The organism is Marinobacterium iners DSM 11526 (assembly GCF_900107855.1).
In the GTDB taxonomy this organism is placed as follows: Bacteria; Pseudomonadota; Gammaproteobacteria; order Pseudomonadales; family Balneatricaceae; genus Marinobacterium; species Marinobacterium iners.
The window spans coordinates 25,673-46,931 of record NZ_FNRJ01000003.1 but is presented as its reverse complement, the minus strand read 5'-3'; the positions used below and the strand labels follow the sequence as shown (position 1 = coordinate 46,931).

Here is a 21,259-nt window from a genome sequence, read left to right as displayed (position 1 = left end):
ATCAGCCGATCAACGATGCTTGAATTCAGGCTTGCGCTTTTCAGCAAAGGCATTCATGCCTTCTGAGCAATCTTCAAAAGCAAAGGTGGACTGGAAGGCATGGCGCTCATGACGGAGTCCATCCGCCAAATGAGCATCCACAGCCATATTGACAGCCTGCTTGATCATAGCCACGGCCGGAGCCGAGTTGGAAGCAATCTTGCGCGCCGTCTTAAATGCAGTTTCGAGCAGCTCTTCCGCCGGAACGATACGCGACACCAGACCACTGCGTTCGGCTTCTTCAGCATCCATCATGCGGCCGGTGAGACACATCTCCATCGCCTTGGCTTTGCCCACCGCCTTGGTCAGTCGCTGAGTACCACCGGCACCAGGCATGGTGCCGATGCCGATCTCGGGCTGGCCAAACTTGGCGGTTTCAGCGGCAATGATGAAGTCACAGGCCATGGCCATCTCGCAGCCACCGCCGAGTGCAAAACCTGCCACGGCCGCGATCACCGGCTTGCGCGCTTCATCAATGGCGCGCCAGCCGTCACGCTTCACGTAGGGAAAGTTCAGCGCATACAGGGAGGCGAAGTTGTGCTCTTTCATCTCCTTGATATCGGCACCAGCCGCAAACACCTGCTCACCACCGGTCAGCATGATGCAGCGGACATTGTCATCCGCTTCCAGAGCATCAATCGCTTGCCCCAGCTCAGAGGTCAATTGCAGGTTCAGCGCGTTCAACGCCTTTGGGCGGTTCAGCGTGACGATACCGACACCATCACGCACCTCCACCAGAACTGTTTCAAATTCCATGATCATACCTTTTACTTCGGATGACGACGGCTCTGCACGAAGCGGAAGCGGTTGGACACAAACGCGTAGTCTGTCAGGCTAGCATTGGCAGCCGGGTTGCCACCAGTCGCATGGAAGTCACTGAATGCCGCACTCTGGTTGACGAATACGCCGCCGGTCAGGTTGACACTCAGTGCCACACAGGCATCCAGCGCCGCTTCTTCAATCTTCTCAAGCTGAGCATCATCACTACTGTAGCAGCCCATGGTGATGGCGCCGTGCTTCTTCACGATGTCACGTGCCAACTCAATGCTGTGGTCACGGCTGTCACTGCGCACGATAAAGCTGATCGGACCAAACAGCTCCTGCCCCCAGACATCTTCCTTGGCGGCATCGATAGTCATGATCAGCGGGCTGCGTACACGCGCATTCTCGAATTGCGGATGTGTCAGACGCTCGGAGTCGCGCACCACTGTACCCAATGACTTGCTGTCATCAATACGTTTGTCAGTGGCTTCGGACTGAATGGCGCCCAGCACCATGGCGGCACGGTCAGGATCAGACAGGAACTTGGTTACGCCGGTTGCAAGCGCTTCCGCCACTTCATCAAAGCTTTTGTGACCAAGATCGGTATCGATACCGTCTTTCGGCACAAAAATGTCCTGAGTGGTGGTACACATCTGACCGGAATACAGGCTCAGAGTGAACGCCAGGTTACGCACCATGCCTTTGAAGTCATCGGTAGAGTCGATGACGATAGTGTTGGCACCGGCCTTCTCGGTATATACCTGCGCCTGCGGGCAGTTCTGTTCCAGCCAGTCACCAAACGCGGTGTTGCCGGTAAAGTCGATCAGCTTCACTTCCGGACGCTGAGCCAGGGTCATGGTTTCCGGCTTGGCAGCATCGGCATCAACAAACAGAGACACGATATGCGGTGGCAGTCCCTGCTCTTTCAGCACTTCCTGCGCAACCTTAACGCTGATCGCCGCCGGCAGTACAGCAGCCGGATGAGCCTTGACCACTACCGGGTTACCGGTCACGAGAGACGCAAACAGGCCCGGGTATGTATTCCAGGTCGGGAAAGTGGAGCAACCGATCACCAGCGCAACACCACGGCCACAGACAGTGAACTTCTTCTCCATTACCAGCGGGTCATGTTTGCCCTGCGGCTTGGTCCAGGTCGCCTGAGTCGGCACGCTGGCCATGGTTTCATAACCATAGGCAACGGCCTCAAGGCCGCGGTCCTGGGCGTGCGGGCCACCGGCCTGGAACGCCATCATGAAACCTTGACCGGATGTATGCATCACCGCATGGGCGATCTCGAAGCTGCGCTTGTTCAGACGATCCAGAATCTCAAGACAGATACCAGTACGCCCTTCAACACCGGCGTCACGCCAGGCTTTCCGCGCTTCTTCCATCGCCGGCAGCAGCTTGTCCATATCCACGGTCGGGTACTGAATGTTCATCTCGATGCCGTAAGGGGACACTTCGGCACCAGTGCGACCGCTGATACCCGGCATACCCAGCTCGAACGGCTGGTTCAGATGGGCCTTGAACGCCGCCTCTCCGTCTTCAGCAGCGGTTTCACCGTAGGCGCGAGGGCTCGGATTTTCAGACCAGGGGCTGAAGTAATCGCGGCTATGAATCGCTTTCAGTGCGCCATCCAAAGTCGCTTTATGCTTGGCAAAAAGATTGTCGCTCATCAGGGTCTCCCATTGTGCTGAACGCCGGATCTGTTACGGCGCAGGCTTATTCTGGTTATGTATTCTGCATACGTTGACAGCATTGCTGCACGCAAAGATCAGAAGCATTACTACAGGTGATAGCAGCATCTGCGCGCGATCGTGACTATAGTAGTCGTTATGATCCAACACGATACAACAAAGATTGTGATACGAAAAGAACAATATAGGTGCTAAATATTGTATCTCTTTTCAATTTTAGGTTAACCTTGCGCCAACTGTCGGGCCGCTTTGCCGGATTACTACAACTTATATATGTGCAAGCTGCAGGCCCCATGATTGTTGCCAATACGGCGGACGCATCCACAAGCTTAGCCGCTTTACCGGATGCGTAAAATAACAAAACACAGATGACGGTAATTCTATGCAACACGAGTATCAGGACATCCTTGTTTCTGAGGTCGTTGATGGTGTTCTGACCATCACCCTCAACCGTCCGGAAGCCTACAACGCGCTGCGTACCCAGCTGCTCAGCGAGCTGGCGGACGTACTCCAGCAGTGCAGTGACAATGACAGTGTCCGCGCTGTTGTCATCACTGGCAACGAAAAGGTCTTTGCCGCCGGGGCTGACATCAAGGAAATGGCGGCACTTGACGCTGTGGGCGTACTTAACGATCCGCGCGTTCTGCACTGGCGTCGTATTGCCCAATTCCCCAAGCCCCTGATCGCCGCCGTAAACGGTTTTGCACTGGGCGGCGGCTGCGAACTGGTGATGCATGCCGACATCGTGATTGCCGGTGACAATGCCCAGTTTGGCCAGCCGGAAATCAATCTTGGTATTATTCCCGGCGCCGGGGGTACACAGCGCCTGATTCGCACCGTCGGCAAATCGATGGCGATGCAGCTGGTGCTGTCCGGCGAATTCATTTCTGCCCAGCAGGCTCGGGACTTCGGATTGATCAGCGAAGTTACCATTCCGGAGCGTTCACTGGAGCGTGCAACTGAACTGGCGCGCAAGATCGCAACCAAGCCGCCCATTGCCGTACGCCAGGCCAAGGAAGTTTTGCTCAAGGCATACGATACCACTTTGGACAGCGGCCTGAGCCTTGAGCGCAAGGCGTTCACCCTGCTCGCCGCCACTGAAGACCGCAATGAAGGCATCGCTGCGTTCATGGAAAAACGTAAACCGAACTTCACAGGAAAATAACCGCCATGGCATACGAAACCATCGAATTTGAAATTACCGAAGGGGTTGCAGTACTGACCCTGAACCGTCCTGATCGGATGAACAGTTTCAACACTCAGATGCATGGCGAAGTTCGCGATGCGCTGAAGCAGGTGAAAAAAGATGGCAGTGTCCGCTGCCTGCTGATCACTGGTAATGGTCGCGGTTTCTGCGCCGGCCAGGACCTGAGCGATCGTAACGTGGATCCCAATGCCGAGAGGCCGAATCTGGGCGAGTCCATCGAGAAAAACTACAACCCACTGATCCGGACCCTGCAGGGCCTCGAAATGCCGGTTATCTGTGCCGTAAACGGCGTTGCCGCCGGCGCGGGTGCCAACATCGCCTTTGCCTGCGACATCGTACTGGCAGCGCGCTCCGCCTCCTTCATTCAGGCATTTTGCAAGATTGGTCTCGTGCCGGACTCCGGCGGCACCTGGACCCTGCCGCGTCTGGTCGGCCACGCCCGCGCCATGGCCCTGTCCATGTTGGGTGACAAAATCAGTGCCGAACAGGCTCAGAGCTGGGGCATGATCTGGCAGGTGATCGATGACGAGCAGCTGAAGGATGAAGCACTCTCCATGGCCAAGCGTCTGGCGACTCAGCCAACCAAGGGTCTGGCTCTGATCAAGCGTGCCATTCAGTCCAGCTGGGACAACAGCTTCGATGAGCAGCTGGATCTTGAACGTGACCTGCAGACTTTGGCCGGTCGCACCGAAGACTACCGTGAAGGCGTCAAAGCGTTCATGGAAAAACGTCAGCCCGACTTCAAAGGCAAGTGATCCATGTTTGATACTAATTCCGTTATTGGTGTAATTGGTGCAGGTACCATGGGTGCCGGTATCGCTCAGGTAGCGGCTCAGGCCGGTCACCCGGTATTGCTGTTTGATGCCGCTGAAGGCGCAGCCGCTCGCGGTCGTGACGGCGTTGCCAAGGGGCTGCAGAAGCTGGTCGAGCGCGGCAAGATGACGGCAGAAGCGGTTGAAGCGCTGGTTGCACGCATCGCTCCCATCGCCTCGCTTGAAGAGATGGCGCCCGCCGCATTGGTGATTGAAGCCATTGTCGAGCGGCTTGACGTGAAGCAGAGCGTATTCGGACAGCTGGAAGAGATCTGTTCCGAAAGCACGGTACTGGCCACCAACACCTCCTCCATTTCCGTAACCGCCATAGGTAGCACGCTGAAGCGTCCGCAGAACCTGGTGGGCATGCATTTCTTCAACCCGGCTCCGATCATGAAGCTGGTGGAAGTGATCAGCGGTCTGGATACACGCCAGGACGTGGCCGATGCCATTTATAGCCTGTCCGCCAGCTGGGGCAAGAAGCCGGTTCATGCCAAGTCTACACCGGGCTTTATCGTTAACCGTGTAGCGCGCCCCTTCTATGCAGAAGGTTTCCGTATCTCGCAGGAAGGCGGTGCTGATAACGCCACCATCGACGCGGTCATTCGTGAAGCCGGCGGTTTCCGTATGGGGCCGTTCGAGCTGACCGACCTGATCGGCCATGACGTGAACTATGCGGTGACCTCCTCTGTGTTCGCCGCCTACTACAACGACCAGCGTTTCCTGCCCTCTCTGATTCAGCTTGAGCTGGTCAATGCCGGTCACTTCGGCCGCAAGAGCGGCAAGGGCTTCTACGACTATAGGGAAGGCGCGGTCAAGCCTCAGCCTCAGACGGCCGAAGCTGCTGAAAAGCCGGCCAGCGTTACCATCGAGGGTGAACTGGGTGTTGCCGAGCCGCTGGTCGCTCAGTTTGAAGCCGCCGGTATTGAAGTGATTCGCACCGAAGGCGATGGCCGTATCCGCGTCGGTGATGCCACACTGGTCCTGACCAATGGCCAGTTCAGCACCGTCCGCGCCGCCGAGACCGGCTACCGCAACCTGATTCAGTTTGATCTGGCACTGGATTACGCGGCCTCAACCCGCATTGCGCTGGCTCCGGCTGATCAGGCCGATGCCGACGCCGTACGCCAGGCCACCGGCCTGTTCCAGGCGGCCGGCAAGGCGGTCAGCGTGATCGATGATATCCCGGGCATGATCGTGATGCGCACCCTGGCCATGCTGGCCAACGAAGGCTTCGACGCCGTCAATCAGCAGGTATGCAACGAGGAAGCGGTCGATATCGCCATGCAGGGTGGTGTCAACTATCCGCGCGGGCCAATCAGCTGGGCAACGGAAGTAGGCCTGGGCCGCATTCTGAATGTGCTGCGCAACATTGGCGCCAGCTATGGTGAAGACCGCTATCGTCCGTCTCCCCTGCTGCTGCGAAAGGTTGCAGGAGGGCGTAAGGCATGAGCGTTGACAACATGACTCCGGAGCAACTTGCCGTTGCCTGCAGCGAAGCAATGCATACCACTGACTATGCCGCTCAGGGACTTGAGATCAGCATTGACGAAACTCGCCCCGGTTATGCCCGTCTGAGCATGACCGTACGCAAGGATATGCTGAACGGTCACGGCATGTGTCACGGCGGCTTTATTTTTGCCTTGTCAGACACGGCTTTTGCCCACTCCTGCAACAGCTACAATAAAGTAACGGTTGCCAGCGGCTGCAGCATTGAATACGTCGCTCCCGGCTTCCTCGGTGATCGTCTCACCGCGGTTGCACAGGAGCGTCAACGCAAGGGACGCACCGGCGTGTATGACATCACTGTCTATAACCAGAACAATGAAGAGCTGGCTTTCTTCCGCGGCAAGTCCTACCAGATCAAGGGTAGTGTCATCCCGGAAGACGAGACCACGGCCTGAGGAGAAACCCAATGAAAGACGCTTTTATCTGTGATGCGATCCGCACGCCGATCGGTCGTTATGCCGGTGCTCTTGCCGGCGTGCGCGCCGATGACCTGGGCGCCATTCCGATGCAGGCGCTGATGCAGCGTAACCCAGATGTTGACTGGAGCCAGGTGGATGACGTGATCTACGGTTGTGCCAACCAGGCCGGTGAAGACAACCGCAACGTAGCACGCATGTCCTCTCTGCTGGCTGGCCTGCCGGTGAGCGTTCCAGGCACGACCGTTAACCGTCTGTGCGGTTCCGGCATGGATGCAGTTGGCCTTGCGGCCCGCTCCATCAAGTCCGGTGACTGTGAACTGATGATCGCCGGCGGCGTTGAATCCATGTCCCGCGCACCTTTTGTGATGGGTAAGGCCGAATCCGCTTTTACCCGCAATCCGAATGGTCTGTATGACACCACTATCGGCTGGCGTTTCATCAACCCGCTGATGAAATCTCAGTACGGCGTGGACTCCATGCCGGAAACCGCCGAGAACGTTGCGGCCGACTTCAATGTAAGCCGTGAGGATCAGGACGCCTTTGCCTTCCGCAGCCAGCAGCGCACCGCTACTGCTCAACAGAATGGCAAACTGTCCCAGGAGATCGTGCCGGTCACCATTCCCCAGCGTAAGGGTGACCCCAAGGTCGTTGACACTGACGAGCACCCCCGTGCCGATACCACCATGGAAATCCTGGCGGGGCTAAAAGCACCGTTCAGAGCTGGCGGTTCCGTAACGGCGGGTAACGCGTCCGGCGTCAATGATGGTGCCTGTGCCCTGCTGATCGCCTCCGCTGAAGCCGCCAAGGCCCACGGCCTGACACCGAAAGCGCGCATTGTCGCCATGGCGACAGCTGGTGTTGAACCACGCATCATGGGCTTCGGTCCGGCACCGGCCGCACGCAAGGTTCTGGCCAAGGCCGGGCTCAAAATTGAAGATATGGACGTCATCGAGCTGAACGAAGCGTTTGCTGCTCAGGCACTGGCCGTCACCCGCGATCTCGGCCTGCCGGATGATGCGACCCATGTAAACCCGAATGGTGGTGCCATATCTCTGGGACACCCGCTGGGCATGAGTGGTGCGCGCTTGATCACAACTGCCATGTACGAACTGCACCGTACCGGTGGCCGTTATGCACTGTGCATGATGTGCATCGGTGTCGGCCAGGGTATTGCAACAATTATTGAACGAGTCTGATGCTGCGGCTTCAGGAATCTAATAATTATTAACCTACAAGCAACGGGATAATAATAAGCATGAACTATCAACAGCCAATGATGCGCGGTTCCCTTGAAGAAATCGAAACAGCCAGCATCGACGAACTGCGTTCTCTGCAGCTGCGCCGTATGCGCTGGAGCCTGGCGCACGCCTATAACAACGTACCCCACTTCAAACAGAAGTGTGATGAAAAGGGTGTGCACCCGCACGAGCTTAAGTCTCTGGAAGACCTGAAGCACTTCCCGTTCACCACCAAGCAGGATCTGCGCGACAACTATCCATACGGCATGTTCGCCATTCCGATGGAAGACGTAGTGCGTATCCACGCCTCTTCCGGTACGACCGGCAAGCCGACCGTAGTGGGTTATTCCCAGAACGATATCGACACCTGGGCCAACGTAGTTGCACGCTCCATCCGCGCTGCTGGCGGACATCGCGGTGACAAGGTTCACGTTGCCTATGGCTACGGCCTGTTTACCGGTGGTCTGGGCGCACATTACGGTGCCGAGCGCCTGGGCTGCACCGTCATCCCGATGTCAGGCGGCCAGACCGAGAAGCAGGTTCAGCTGATTCAGGATTTCGAGCCGGATCTGATCATGGTGACTCCGTCCTACTTCCTGAACATTCTGGATGAGATGGAGCGCCAGGGCGTAGATCCTCGTAAGATCCGTCTGCGTACCGGTATCTTCGGCGCCGAGCCCTGGACCGGTGAGATGCGCAAGAGCATCGAAGAGCGTGCCGGTATCGATGCGGTCGACATCTACGGCCTGTCCGAAGTCATGGGACCGGGTGTGGCGATGGAGTGTATCGAAACCAAAGACGGCCCTACCATTTGGGAAGACCACTTCTATCCGGAGATCATCGATCCGAACACCGGCGAAGTCCTGCCGGATGGCGAGTACGGTGAACTGGTGTTCACATCACTGACCAAGGAAGCGATGCCGGTTGTACGTTACCGCACCCGCGACCTGACTCGCCTGCTGCCGGGCACCGCTCGCTCCATGCGTCGCATCGACAAGATTACCGGTCGTTCCGATGACATGCTGATCATCCGTGGGGTGAACGTGTTCCCGACCCAGATCGAAGAGCAGATTCTCAAGGTGGAAGCACTGGCGCCTCACTATGAGATCGTTGTCACCAAGAACGGCAACCTGGACATGGTTGAAGTGAAGGTGGAACTGACTCCGGCAGCAACTGCAGCCAACAAGGATGCCGTCACCAAGGAGCTGTCACACCACATCAAGTCCTACATCGGCATCAGCACTCGCATCACCATTGGTGAGCCGGGTACCATTGCCCGCTCCGAAGGTAAGGCACAGCGCGTGTCTGACCTGCGCAACAAGGGCTGAATCGGGCTTGTCCCATTACGCAAAAGGCCGGTCATGATGACCGGCCTTTTTGTTGCGTCGTACGCCTGCCTGCTGCAGGAGGGCGCACATCAGCACTCATGCATGGCTGACTTCGATAATACGCACGTGGCTGTGTTTGCCATCCGGCAGGCGCCAGTCGATGGTCTGCCCCACTTCCAGCCCCAGCAGCGCTGACCCGATCGGCGCCACAATTGAGATCCCGTCTTCACGGCCAGCCATCTGATGCGGGTAGCACAGCGTACGCTGGAATGTTTTGTCACTTTCTTCCACCTTGAAGGTCACGGTGGAGTTCATCCGCACCACATCATCCGGCAGCTGTTCAAGCGGTACAACGTCAGCACGATCCAGCTCCGTCCGCAAGCCATCCAGTGCGGGATTGTCCCGGTGCTCTTTCCGCTCCAGCATGGCTTCCAGTTGGTCAACGTCCTTCTCGGACACCTTGATTCCGGGCATTTCAGCCATTTTCAACTCCATCATTGTGACAACAGGTTGTACCTAGCTTGAGGTACAACGATAAATAAAAGGGATCAGTGGGAAAAGCGAAGTGCACCCGACGACCTGTACCGTGCTGATACAGGTCTATCAGCTTCAGCGGCAGGTTGGCGGGGCCTGAACAAGACAGGCCGCAGGTTTCTGAGTACTGATCGGGTGATGCATGACAACGTTCAAAACTGAGAAGGCGCCCCCATGAGGCGCCTTCTGAATATTAGGTATGTTGACCGCTATTGTTAACGTTTTACCGACCTGAACGCAAGCCCCCTCAGACGTTGATGATTCATATAACGAAAAGTTTCGGTCCCGAGCGTTATCTTGTATCATCAAATCCTTATATTAAGTCGGGTATCACGATGCAACTGAGCCGTTTCAGCGATTATACGCTCCGAGTCCTGTTCTATGTCGCAACCCATACCGATCGTCTCTCGACCCTGAGTGAAATCGCGACATTCTATGACATCTCGATCGAGCACCTGCGCAAGGTTGTTCACGCTCTTGGTAAACGGGGCTATTTGAGTACCTTCCGCGGCAAGAAAGGGGGCATTTGCCTTGCCCGCCCCCCCGAGCAGATTAACATCGGTGAAGTGGTAGCCCATTCCGAAGGTACATCCCCGCTGGTGGACTGCAACAGCCAGCCCTGCCGTCTTGCCGGTCAATGCACTCTCCAAGGTGCCCTTGCCCGTGCTCAGCAGGCTTTTTTCGATACCCTCAAAGAGTACACTCTTGCTGACCTGCTGCGCAGTGACTCGATGCAGGCCAACCTGATTACCCGCACCAACAGCTAGCCTCATCGCGGTACACATCCACTCCAGTTGCAGATTCCGGATAGACGATACCCGCTGCAGCTGAGAGAATGCTGTTTTGCATTTCAGGAGCTGTGATGTTGAAGGATCGTCACCCGGCATTTCTGGCTGCGCTCTGGATGACCGGCGCGCTGTTCTCGTTCATGGCCATGGCTGTTTCCGGACGTGAGTTGACAGCTGAATATACCACCTACCAAATTCTGTTTTTCCGCAGCGTAATCGGCGTTGTCCTGATCGGTGCACTGGTGGCCAAAACCGGCATCGAACAGCTACGTACCACCCGTCCCGGAGCGCACCTGGTGCGCAACATCGCTCATTTCGGTGGTCAGTATGGCTGGTTTTATGGCCTGGCCTGGATCTCGCTGGCGGAGGTAATCGCCATCGAGTTCACCACTCCTGTCTGGACGGCCCTGCTGGCCTGGCTGCTGCTGGGTGAGCGACTTACACTGCCTAGAGTGCTGGCGGTGGCGCTGGGTATTGCCGGCCTGCTGCTGATACTGCGCCCCGGCATGGGCGTGCTGCACCCGGCCTCACTGGCCGTATTGGCCGGCGCGTTCGGCTATGCTCTCTCTTACATTCAGACCAAGTCACTGACTCGCACCGACACCCCACTGTGCATCCTGTTCTACATGACTCTGATGCAGCTTCCCTTTGGCATGGTCCCATCACTGCTTGACTGGAAAAGCCCTACCCTTGAAGCCTTGCCCTGGATACTGGTCGTCGGCGTCACCGCCATGAGTGCACACTACTGTATGGCACGCGCATTCAAGCTGGCAGACGCGACTGTTGTTGTACCGATGGACTTCATGCGTCTGCCCCTGATCGCACTGGTAGGTTATCTGTTTTATCAGGAACTGATCGACTGGTATGTACTGGCGGGCGCTGCGCTGATGTTCAGCGGCAACCTGATCAATATCCGCGCAGAGCAGCGCAAGGCGCCGCTACGGCAGGAGATCAAAGCACATCAGTCACCAGAATGAGTTCGCAGGCGCCATCGCCGGTATCTTCCCGCGACATGGAGCTGCGCCAGCGCCAGCCGTCTTCGCCGCGGGCCTCAACCAGAAACCCGCGCAGGCTTACCGTGCTGCCGGAATTGACACGATCCAGTGCCTCTCTGACTTGATCGTTGGCCGGAATCAGGTGCATATTGGCACTGCTGATCTCAACTTCACGCTGGGGAATCGGCAACTGTTCGGTGCGCCAGTAATACCATCGACCCGACTGACGTATGGTAAACTGACGCGCAATTTCCGGCTCGGCCATACGCCCCCAGCCCAGCGCGAAGTCCCAGGGGGAAAGGTCTGCCTCACGCCCCATTCGATAGCGCTCTCGAGCCAGCACCCGCGCTTCCAGCGCGAACTCGGCCAACAGACGCAGCGAATACTGCCCGAATTCAAGCTCGGCTGGCGGGGTTAAATTCTGTTGTAGCGGCTCGGCAGACACAGGTGCCAGCGACACCTGCGGCAGCTCAGACGACTCTGGTACCGGTGAATGGGAACGTCCCATCCACAACAGAACAACGATCAGGGCAAGTAACACCAGATGCCATCGCCGAATCAGACTCATGCGGTATTCTCCTGAATGAAACCGCCGTCCATCATATCACTTTGAAATTCGACAGGATGCCATGCAACTGTTTCAACAATTGAGCTGGTTCTTTCGCGAACACTGGCGCACCTATTCGGTAGCTCTGTTACTGCTGTCACTGGTTGCCATGCTCAATCTCAGCATTCCCTGGCTGGTAGGGCAAAGCGTTGACCATCTCACGGCCGGTGACAACCAGAGCCACAGCCGCATCCTCTGGCTGCTGCTTGGCTGCGCCCTGGCGATCTACGTACTGCGCTTCACCTGGCGTCAAATACTGTTCGGAACCGCCTATCGGCTGGGTAACCTGCTGCGCAGCCGTTTTTATCAACGGTTGACCCGACAGGGGGACGCCTTTTATGCCGAACACAATACCGGCGACCTGATGGCACGGGCCACCAACGATATAGATGCGATTGAGATGGCAGCAGGCGAAGGGATCCTGTCAGGATTTGATGGCCTGCTGACCTTTGTGCTGGTGATGATCATGATGGCAGCCGTGATCGACTGGCGCCTGACCCTGATCGCATTATTGCCCTTCCCCGTTATGGCATTTGGTTTCCATCGCCTGTCCAACCGTATCCACCACCAGTTCAATGAAGCACTGGAACAGTTCTCCGCACTGAATGACCGAACCCAGGAAGCACTCTCTGGCATTCGCATGATTCGAGCACTTGGACGCGAGCAGCAGGAGTTCGATGATTACGCCGCCATCACCCATCGCGCCGCGAAGGCCAACTATGATGTAGCCCGCAGCGAGGCCCTGTTCGACCCACTGATCTTTCTGTGCATGAGCGCCTCTCTGCTTCTCACTCTCGCCGGTGGCAGCTGGTTGATCAGCACCGAGCAGCTCAGCATCGGTGAACTGACCGGTTTCACCCTCTACTTGGGTCAGCTGATTTGGCCCATGTGGGCGTTCGGCTGGCTGCTCAATATCATCGAACGTGGCAGTGCCGCCTGGAAACGGGTCGACGCGACCTTGCAAACGCCCGACTCCATCAAGGACCAGGGGCAGCAGCCGGTCAGTGAAACATCCCTGACAGCCGAGGCACTCAGCTTCACCTACCCCGGCAGTGAAACGCCTGCATTGCAGGACGTAAGTTTTGATCTGCCGCCGGGCAGCCGCCTTGGCATCGCCGGCCCTACCGGTGCTGGCAAAAGCACCTTAATCCAGTTACTGATGCGCTACCGTGAGGCCGATAGCCCACAGCATCTGCGACTGGGCGACTATGCCGTTGCGGATTACCCGTTGCAGGCCCTGCGCAGCTGCTTCGCATGGGTGCCGCAGGACCCTTTCCTGTTCAGCCTGACGGTGGCGGAAAACATTGCCTTGAGCCAGCCGGATGCAAACCCTGAAGCGATACGCCACGCAGCATGGCTGGCATCCGTCGATGAAGATATCGAACGTTTGCCAAAGGGCTATGACACACCGGTCGGCGAACGTGGCGTTACCCTGTCCGGAGGCCAGCGCCAGCGTGTTGCTCTGGCGCGCGCGCTGCTGGCCCCGGCCCCTGTGCTGGTGCTGGATGACTCCCTTTCAGCGGTTGACCTTGATACCGAGAAACGCATTCTGCAGCGCCTGCAACAGGCCAGTGTGCGGCGCAGCCTGATTGTGATCAGCCATCGCCTGAGTGCGCTGCGAGACTGTGACAGCATTCTGGTATTGCAACACGGCCACCCCGACGAGACCGGGACTCATGAGCAGCTTCTTGCCACTGACGGCTGGTACAGTCGCATGTGGACCTACCAGCAGATGGAGGAAGAAACCGATGTCAGCCACTGAGCGCAGCCAGGCTAGACGCGCCTTCAGCCTGCTGTTCGATTATATCCGCCGTGACCGTCCGCTGCTGGTCAAGGCTTTGATTTTACTGGTGCTGGCCACTGCTGCTGATGTGGCCGGCCCGCTGCTGGCCAAGGTTTACATAGATGATTACCTGATGCCCGGCAACCTGCAGTGGCAGCCGGTTGGACTGCTGCTGGTTGGATACCTGCTGGTACAGATACTGGCCGCCTGGCTGCGCTTCCATCAGACCATGAAATTTACCGACATGGCACTGGTGGCGGTGCAGGATATCCGCGAACGGGCTTTCAGACGTGCCTTGCGTCTGCCGCTTGGATGGTTTGACCATGCCATTACAGGTCAGGTGGTCAGCCGCATCACCAATGACACCGAATCGATAAAGGATCTGTACGTGCAGTTCCTGTCAGTAGTACTGACCAACACCGTGCTTCTGGTAGGCATCCTGATTGCAATGGCCGTATTGGATACGTTCCTGATGCTGATTGCACTGCTGATGATACCCGCTGTGGTCGGACTGATCTGGCTTTACCAGCGCGCCAGCGGTGCCGCCGTATCACGCCAGCGACAGCTGCGCTCGGAGATCAACGGACTGGTCAGCGAGTCGATCAGTGGCATGGGCGTGATTCAGGCATCCGGGCAGCAGGGCCGGTTTATCAACCGGTTTGAAACGCTTAACCAGCCTTACTATCAGTCACGCCTGCGCACCATTCGCATTAGTGCGGCCCTGTTACGGCCGGCCATCGACCTGATGAGCGTACTGGTGCTCGTCGCCGTGATCTGGGGGTTTGGTTTGCAACCTGCCGAGCAAACCCTGGAGATCGGTGTGCTGTACGCTTTCATCAACCTGCTGGGACGTTTCACCGAACCACTGGCAGAGATTACTCAGCGTTTCAACCTTTACCAGCAGGCGATGATTGCCGGACGCCGTGTGCAGGAGTTGCTGGACGAACCGGAAGACAACGCTCTCAGTCAACCCGGCACGGGTTCTGTCAGCAAGGGGCACATTCAAGTGCAGCAGCTGGGTTTTGGTTATCAACCGGAGAAGCCGGTTCTGCGTGGAATCAGTTTTGACCTTCCGCCTGGCCAGTTTCTGGGCATTGCAGGCCCCACCGGCAGCGGCAAGAGCACGCTGCTGAGCCTGCTGCTGCGCTACTACGCTCCCGACAGAGGTACGATTCGAATCGACGACCAGCCCCTGCAGTCTCTGAGCAATGCTGCCCTGCGTGATGGCATCGGTCTGATTCCGCAGGAACCATTCATCGTTGCAGGCAGCATTCGTGACAATATCGACATGGGGCGCGGTCTTGGCGATGTTGCCATCGAACAGGCAGCCGCTCAGGCCTATCTGTTGCCGATGATCCAACAGCTGCCACAGGGAATGCATACATTGCTGGGGGAACGTGGGACTCGACTCTCGACTGGTCAGCGCCAGCAGCTGGTCATCGCCCGTGCACTGGCAGGTTCTCCGCGCGTTCTGCTGTTGGATGAGGCCACGGCGAGCGTCGACAGCGAAACAGAACAGGTGGTGCAGCGAGCATTGCACGAACTGCATGGTAAGGTAAGTCTTATTGTGATTGCCCATCGCCTTTCCACTATTCGTGAGGCAGACAACATCCTGCTGCTGGTCAATGGCGAGATTGTTGAGTCCGGTTCACACCGAGCACTGATGCGGGCCGAGCAAGGGCGTTATGCAAGACTGTACCGCCTGCAGCAGCAGGCAGCACGGGTGCAGGATGCTGAACAGTATTCAACTGAGACGGTCGAGCACAAAACGGTCGATCAGCGTGAGTGAGTCAGGGTCTGTCGACACAATGTGCAGACCCAAACCGATGCTGTCATGAGAATTGCGCCGCTTGTACACAATACGGCAGTGGCAATGCAACGGACCCTGCCCAAGCCCGAAATGCAGCCAGACCTCGGTGGCCCCCAATCCCTGTGGCGGTTGTAACCCGGCCAGCACCTCACCACCCTCAACATGGAAACCACTGCGGCTGATGTTTACCAGATTCACATCGATCATCTCCCCTGCCGAGGTTTCAATTTCTGCCGGCAGGCTACAGTGCACGCGGGGAGATATGCGTCTTTCCTGAAACATCTTGCTTCTCTGTCAGTTGGATGCAGGTATGATAGTGCCGCCATGTGGCCGTAACAATGTTCAGGGTCAGATCAACCTTGTGATACAAACGGTTTTTTACTACTTAAGTACCGGTTTGGCGCCCCCAAGGTCGAATTCATAGTACCCGGCAGCAGGAGTCTAATAGTCGTAACGGAGTTACACCATGCATCTGCTTGCAAGACTATCAGTCATAACGGCCCTGCTTGCCGGGCTCACTGCGACCGCCGCGGCCGAGATAGACCCTGACGACCGGCTCTATTTTTCCTGGGACGGCTATCGCATCGCCCACTATCGCAGCCCGCCTGCGATACCGGTAGAGGGTGGCACTCGAGTCGATACCGCGGGTGTTCGCAGTTTGCTGGAGCAACCGAAAAAGCCGGTACTGGTCGATGTACAGCCGGTAGGATGGCAGGACGGTATTTTTCTGATTACCAAACCCCGACTGCACCTGCCCAGCAGTATATGGCTGCCCAACGTAGGACTGGGCGAACCCGGTGAACGACTGGAGCGGTACTTCAGCACTCAACTGGAGCAGGCAACCGGTGGCGATCCATTGAGACCGGTCATACTGTACTGCACGGCTGACTGCTGGATGTCATGGAATGCTGTCAAACGCGCCCACGGCTGGGGTTACCAAAATCTGTACTGGTATGCAGAAGGGACTGACGGCTGGCGCGAAGCCGAACTCGATCTGGTCACCGGAACCCCCGTGCCATTACCGGCCGACTATTGAAAAGTTTGACACGGAAGGTCTCTGAAGTTCTTAATAATAAAGATAAAAGGGGAACATACCCGTGTACAAGATTCTTATCGCTGATGACCACCCACTGTTCCGAGAGGCGATCACCAATGTGATCGAATCAGGTTTCCCTGATACCGAAACACTGGAAACCGAAAACCTTGAGACCGCCCTTGCCCTGGCGCAGGAACACGATGATCTGGACCTGGTGTTGCTGGATCTCAACATGCCCGGAATGAATGGTCTCAACGGGCTCATTTCACTGCGCAACGAGGCACCCACCGTACCCGTGGTGATTGTTTCAGCCGAGGATGACAAACAGATCGTGCTGCAGGCGATCACCTGCGGTGCCGTTGGCTTCATCTCAAAATCATCACCGCGCAACCAGATGACCGAAGCCCTGCAGCAGATCCTGGACGGAAACGTCTACCTGCCATCTGACATTATCCGCCAAAGCGGACAGGAAGGACGCCGCAACCGACGCGGCAACGACAACCCCCAGATTGCACCGGAACTCCTCTCTTCTTTGACTCGTCGTCAGCTGCTTGTGCTGGAACGGATGGCCAAGGGGGAGTCCAATAAGCAGATCGCCTACAACCTCCATATTGCCGAAACGACCGTCAAGGCCCACGTTTCGGCCATTCTGCGCAAACTCGGTGTACATAACCGAGTTCAGGCGATCCTCTCGGCCAGCGATATCGATTTCGCCCAGTATCTGCGGCGCTGAAGCATCTACTCTCTGCTTACGCCGGCTGTTGCCGGCGTTGCAGCAAGTGGGCCAGTGTAGCCTTAAGCTTCAGCGGCTTGACCGGCTTGTTCATCAGCAGATACCCCTGAGCCTTCACTTCCTGTTTCAGCTCGTTGCTGTAGTTGGCCGTGATCATCAATACCGGCGGCTGGTCCGCCCGCAGACTCAGCACCTCACGTACCAGCTCATCACCGGTCGCGCCGTCATCCAGATGGTAATCAGCAATCAGAATGTCCAGCCCGGCGCTGCCAATGGATACCTGCTGCTGCAGATCGTCCAGCCCCAGCGCCGTCACCACTTCACAGCCCCAACCTGTCAGCAGCGTGGCCATGCCGGCACAGATGGCGGGATCGTTGTCGATCATCCAGATGCGCGCTCCCTCCAGCCGGGCATGAATGCTCGGGTCCGAAAACGGCGCCTGGAAGGATTGTGGCAACAACCGACCTGCCGGCACTTCTACCGAAAACACCGAGCCCCTGCCCTCGACTGATCTCACCCTGATCGGGTGATCCAGCATACGGCCGATCTTGTCGACAATGGCAAGGCCCAGCCCCAGCCCTTTGTCCTGATGCTGATTGCCGTTACGGATACGACGAAATTCCTGGAATATTTCCGTCAGCTTGTCCTCGGGAATGCCAGAACCGGTATCCCAGACCTCAATCAACACCCGCTCTCCTCTGCGACGGCAACCCAACAGGATTTTCCCGCCCTTATCGGTATAGCGCAGTGCGTTGGTCAAAAAGTTGCGCAGAATACGGGCCAACAGTGTTGCGTCACTGAGTACGACCCGGTCACTGCCCGCAAAACGGAATGACAGCCCTTCGGCAGCGGCCATCTGGTGGTATTCCGCTGCCAATGTATCCAGTAACTCATTGAGCCTGAATGCGGATACATCAGGTTTGATGACACCCGCGTCCAGGCGGGAAATATCAACCAGCGTACCCAACAGGGTTTCCACATCCTGCAGGGAGTTGCTGACAGAGCTGATCAGGCTGCGAATGCGCTCCGGCATGGGTTGTTCCAGCAAGGCACCGGTAAACAGGCGTGCTGCATTGAGCGGCTGCAGCAGATCGTGACTGACCGCCGCAAGAAACTTGGTTTTGGACAGGTTAGCCTGTTCGGCGTCCTGCTTGGCCTCCAGCAACCGCGCCTCGATCGACATACGCTCCTCGATCTCCTGTCGCAGCTGCAGGTTAACCCCAGTCAGCTCTGAGGTACGTTCGCGTACGCGCTGCTCAAGGTTCTGATAGGCTTGCTGCAGCGCAAGCGCGGTTCGTTTGCGTTCAGTGATATCACGGATCAGCACAAAGAAACCAACCGTGTTGCCCGCAGCATCAATATTGGCTACATAGGATTTGAGCATGTGCCGGTTTTCACCTGCCGCATTCTGTTCATCAATTTCGAAGGTGGCATTCTGCCCGCTCATGGTCTGGCGGATATACGGCTCCAGCCGAGCATACTGCTGCTCACCGTGTACCTGACGAATGCTCTGCCCGATCAGACTTCCCCGAGGCCAGCCATACCAATCATCATAAACCTGGTTGGTGAACTGGAAATGTCCTTCACCGCCCACATAGGCGATCAGCGCCGGCACATGGTCGGTAATCAGACGCAGCCAGTTCTCGTTTTCGCGCAGGGTTTCAGCATAACGATGGCGTTCGGTTATATCCGTGTAGGTATTTACAAAGCCACCGGATGGCATTGGGTGGGTACGAATTTCCAGTACTCGACCATCCGCAAGGTGCTGCTCGGTTTCCAACAGTGGCCGACCGTGTACACTGAGCGTGTCGGGTGTCAGCAGCTGCACTTCACTGGCACCCATCAAAGACTCAAACGGGACGCTGCTGACCGGGCTGAGTCCGGTCAGTTCGGCAAATCGGTCATTCCAGACTTCCAGCTCGCCCTCCGGGTTAACCAGCGCTACCCCCTGGGACAGATTATCAACGGTACGCTGCAGCAACCGGCTTTTTTGTGCCAGCGCCTGCTCACGCCGAGCGGTCTCACTCGCCTTCAGGTCGGTAATATCGGTGTACAGGATCACAAGACCGCCATCATTGGTATGACGCTCGTTCATCTGCACCCAGCGGCCATCAGAAAGATGATATACGGTCGCCTCATCCCCCTGACCAACATGCTCTTCGGCAATTACGCCACACTCCAGCGCAAGACGGCGCACATCATGGATGGTGATGCCCCGCTCAATACGAGTTTGCGTGCCCTGCCAATAGTCACGAAAGCGGCTGTTGAACAGCACGATACGCCGTTCGGCATCAAACAGTACAAAGGCGTCCGAGATGCTTTCGATGGCGTCAATCAGTCGCTGGTGCGCCGTGGCTGCCTCCTGATTGGCCTGCTTCAGCGCCATGTTACTGTGTTTGAGTTCTGCCAATGCCGCATTCAATGCTTCGGTGCGCTCACGCACCTGCTCGGCCAGCACTACCGAATGCTCAAACGCGGCATACGGCGCCGTACGTACTGTGCTGCTGGACTCGACCCGTTCGATCAACGCCTGTTTCATGCGACGCAGCTTGGCATTGTCTTGCTCAAGCTCTGCGATACGCGCTTCCAGCTGTGCCTTTTCGATATCAGTAGCCATGCTGCGCCCTGCCGATCACGACCCCGGTAAAGGTCTGATTGATATGCATACCATCAAACTGCTCACCATAGGTGTTAAAGCCGATTACCTGATGCCGGGTCAGCAGTTCGGATGTCTTCTGTGCCTGCCCGGTATACTCCGCTTCCAGCCGGCGCAGAAAGCAGTCACAGCCGATAGTAATCAACGGTTCACCCAAAGTGCTTTCAATCTGTTCAAGGCGGAGAGAAAGGTCCTGCAGCATTTCGCCAGGCTGCATGGCGGTCAAAACGATGCCGTTCTCGACGGCGCAATAGAAGGTCAGACTCAGGTCAGGATTGACCTTTTGAATGGAGCGCACGTAATACTCCTGCCCGATGCGCACAGCCAGAGGATTGAGTGCAAAAGTCTTGAAATCGAGTTGTTCGGGGTTCAGTCCCAGCAGGCGGGCATATTCCAGCGCAGCCGGCTCGGCATTCAGCTCGTATACGGTACGACTGGCGGCATCTGCACGGGTTACGATCAGCTTCTGTTCCAGACTATGCATGTGGTGCGTACTGAAGACCTCAAAGTCCAACGGCGTATTGATCATCACAACCACCGCTGCACGGGTCCGGAACTCGCCACCGGCAAATACATGGGTACCGGTCAGATGAATATCATCACCCGCCGAGCCACCAAAATTGGGGATGCTGCCCAGTGCTGAATCCAATGTCAGCAACACCAGTTCCTCCTGACTGGATAGCCCATCCAGCAGCGTCAGGGCAAAGGTATGTCCCTTGATCGGCGCAACCTGACGCTCACGACAGCGCCCGATCAGCCGTTCCACCTCAGACTGGGCATCGGTCAGACTGAACTTTTCCAGCTCTTCTATCAGCCCGACTTCAACGGCAAAAAGATGACGATCAAAGCCGATGGCGGTGATTGTTCCCTGATCGTAGCCACGCGGTGTCAACTCACCTGCAGTGGTACAGCCTGCCAGCTGAACCTCGCCAAAGGCATCATTGAGACTGTGCGCAAGTGCATTCAGGTCATACTCTGCCGAGCAGAAAAAAAGAACGAAACCAAGTTCAGGATGATCAAGTGCCGTGGCCAACTCCCGAGATGCCGTTTCAGGATCGCGTGCCGATGACATGGCAGAACGGACGGGACTGTGCAGTACAGGCGCGTTCATAGGGGTACACTCGCGCAGATATGGGTATACCCACATTGTAGCCAGCACTACAGGGGCGGGTAATGCTACTTGAGTACTTCAAACATCAGTAAAAGCAGCATGAAAGTAGCGGTTTTGGGCTGAACAGGCCCATGCTGCGGGAGTCTGATACCAACTGATCATCTACTCCCAAAGTACTACTTCAAATGGCGGACA

General features: G+C 56.9%; 19 protein-coding genes. 12 read left to right on the top strand and 7 right to left on the bottom strand.

What is annotated here, in order from left to right; genetic code table 11:
* Positions 1–9: 9 nt before the first annotated feature.
* Both BLV48_RS04835 and paaN read right to left on the bottom strand, forming a co-directional pair.
* A complete protein-coding gene (locus tag BLV48_RS04835) occupies positions 10–795 on the bottom strand; it encodes an enoyl-CoA hydratase-related protein (protein ID WP_091823966.1) in 786 nt (261 codons plus the stop codon).
* 11 nt (positions 796–806) lie between these two features.
* On the bottom strand, positions 807–2,477 hold the full coding sequence (paaN, locus tag BLV48_RS04830; RefSeq protein WP_091823963.1) for a phenylacetic acid degradation protein PaaN: 1,671 nt from the start codon (positions 2,475–2,477) through the stop codon (positions 807–809).
* Between the two features lie 403 nt (positions 2,478–2,880).
* Here paaN and paaF point away from each other — a divergent pair, with 403 nt between their 5' ends.
* Genes paaF through paaK form a run of 6 tightly spaced genes read left to right on the top strand, consistent with a single transcriptional unit; the run spans position 2,881 to position 9,011 of the window.
* On the top strand, positions 2,881–3,663 hold the full coding sequence (gene paaF / locus BLV48_RS04825) for a 2,3-dehydroadipyl-CoA hydratase PaaF (protein ID WP_091823960.1): 783 nt from the start codon (positions 2,881–2,883) through the stop codon (positions 3,661–3,663).
* A gap of 5 nt (positions 3,664–3,668) precedes the next feature.
* Positions 3,669–4,460, top strand: coding sequence for a 2-(1,2-epoxy-1,2-dihydrophenyl)acetyl-CoA isomerase PaaG (paaG, locus tag BLV48_RS04820; protein WP_091823957.1), 792 nt, complete (start codon positions 3,669–3,671; stop codon positions 4,458–4,460).
* Positions 4,461–4,463: 3 nt separating this feature from the next.
* The gene (gene paaH / locus BLV48_RS04815) at positions 4,464–5,969 is read left to right on the top strand and encodes a 3-hydroxyacyl-CoA dehydrogenase PaaH (protein WP_091823955.1); all 1,506 of its coding nucleotides are present in this window, start codon (positions 4,464–4,466) and stop codon (positions 5,967–5,969) included.
* On the top strand, positions 5,966–6,421 hold the full coding sequence (gene paaI, locus BLV48_RS04810; RefSeq protein ID WP_091823952.1) for a hydroxyphenylacetyl-CoA thioesterase PaaI: 456 nt from the start codon (positions 5,966–5,968) through the stop codon (positions 6,419–6,421). Before paaH ends, paaI begins: the two co-directional genes overlap by 4 nt.
* Positions 6,422–6,432: 11 nt before the next feature.
* A complete protein-coding gene (gene pcaF / locus BLV48_RS04805; RefSeq protein ID WP_091823949.1) occupies positions 6,433–7,641 on the top strand; it encodes a 3-oxoadipyl-CoA thiolase in 1,209 nt (402 codons plus the stop codon).
* A gap of 59 nt (positions 7,642–7,700) precedes the next feature.
* Positions 7,701–9,011, top strand: a complete 1,311-nt coding sequence (paaK, locus tag BLV48_RS04800) for a phenylacetate--CoA ligase PaaK (RefSeq protein WP_091823946.1) — start codon at positions 7,701–7,703, stop codon at positions 9,009–9,011.
* Between the two features lie 96 nt (positions 9,012–9,107).
* On the opposite strand, the gene rnk is transcribed toward paaK, so the two are convergent.
* On the bottom strand, positions 9,108–9,494 hold the full coding sequence (gene rnk / locus BLV48_RS04795) for a nucleoside diphosphate kinase regulator (protein WP_091823943.1): 387 nt from the start codon (positions 9,492–9,494) through the stop codon (positions 9,108–9,110).
* Positions 9,495–9,880: 386 nt separating this feature from the next.
* Between rnk and BLV48_RS04790 the strand changes: the two genes are divergently transcribed.
* Together BLV48_RS04790 and BLV48_RS04785 are read left to right on the top strand one after the other, a co-directional pair.
* A complete protein-coding gene (locus BLV48_RS04790; protein ID WP_091823940.1) occupies positions 9,881–10,312 on the top strand; it encodes an RrF2 family transcriptional regulator in 432 nt (143 codons plus the stop codon).
* A gap of 95 nt (positions 10,313–10,407) precedes the next feature.
* Positions 10,408–11,310, top strand: a complete 903-nt coding sequence (locus BLV48_RS04785) for a DMT family transporter (RefSeq protein WP_091823936.1) — start codon at positions 10,408–10,410, stop codon at positions 11,308–11,310.
* Here BLV48_RS04785 and BLV48_RS04780 read toward each other — a convergent pair.
* Entirely contained in the window at positions 11,285–11,896 is a 612-nt protein-coding gene (locus tag BLV48_RS04780) for a hypothetical protein (protein ID WP_091823933.1), read from the bottom strand. The two genes, BLV48_RS04785 and BLV48_RS04780, sit on opposite strands and share 26 nt — an antisense overlap.
* Positions 11,897–11,957: 61 nt before the next feature.
* Here BLV48_RS04780 and BLV48_RS04775 point away from each other — a divergent pair, with 61 nt between their 5' ends.
* Both BLV48_RS04775 and BLV48_RS04770 read left to right on the top strand, forming a co-directional pair.
* Positions 11,958–13,697, top strand: coding sequence for an ABC transporter transmembrane domain-containing protein (locus BLV48_RS04775; RefSeq protein ID WP_091823930.1), 1,740 nt, complete (start codon positions 11,958–11,960; stop codon positions 13,695–13,697).
* Positions 13,684–15,507, top strand: coding sequence for an ABC transporter ATP-binding protein (locus BLV48_RS04770; protein ID WP_091823927.1), 1,824 nt, complete (start codon positions 13,684–13,686; stop codon positions 15,505–15,507). Before BLV48_RS04775 ends, BLV48_RS04770 begins: the two co-directional genes overlap by 14 nt.
* Here BLV48_RS04770 and BLV48_RS04765 read toward each other — a convergent pair.
* On the bottom strand, positions 15,463–15,810 hold the full coding sequence (locus BLV48_RS04765) for a PilZ domain-containing protein (protein WP_091823924.1): 348 nt from the start codon (positions 15,808–15,810) through the stop codon (positions 15,463–15,465). The genes BLV48_RS04770 and BLV48_RS04765 overlap by 45 nt on opposite strands.
* Before the next feature lie 184 nt (positions 15,811–15,994).
* On the opposite strand from BLV48_RS04765, the gene BLV48_RS04760 reads away from it, so the two are divergent.
* Both BLV48_RS04760 and BLV48_RS04755 read left to right on the top strand, forming a co-directional pair.
* On the top strand, positions 15,995–16,564 hold the full coding sequence (locus BLV48_RS04760) for a rhodanese-like domain-containing protein (RefSeq protein WP_091823921.1): 570 nt from the start codon (positions 15,995–15,997) through the stop codon (positions 16,562–16,564).
* 61 nt (positions 16,565–16,625) lie between these two features.
* Positions 16,626–17,297, top strand: a complete 672-nt coding sequence (locus tag BLV48_RS04755) for a response regulator (RefSeq protein ID WP_091823919.1) — start codon at positions 16,626–16,628, stop codon at positions 17,295–17,297.
* A gap of 16 nt (positions 17,298–17,313) precedes the next feature.
* Here BLV48_RS04755 and BLV48_RS04750 read toward each other — a convergent pair whose 3' ends face one another.
* Together BLV48_RS04750 and nosP are read right to left on the bottom strand one after the other, a co-directional pair.
* Positions 17,314–19,914: a NahK/ErcS family hybrid sensor histidine kinase/response regulator gene (locus BLV48_RS04750; RefSeq protein ID WP_091823916.1), complete on the bottom strand. Its 2,601-nt coding sequence runs from the start codon at positions 19,912–19,914 to the stop codon at positions 17,314–17,316.
* Positions 19,904–21,064, bottom strand: coding sequence for a nitric oxide-sensing protein NosP (nosP, locus tag BLV48_RS04745; protein WP_091823913.1), 1,161 nt, complete (start codon positions 21,062–21,064; stop codon positions 19,904–19,906). Before nosP ends, BLV48_RS04750 begins: the two co-directional genes overlap by 11 nt.
* Between the last annotated feature and the right edge of the window lie 195 nt (positions 21,065–21,259).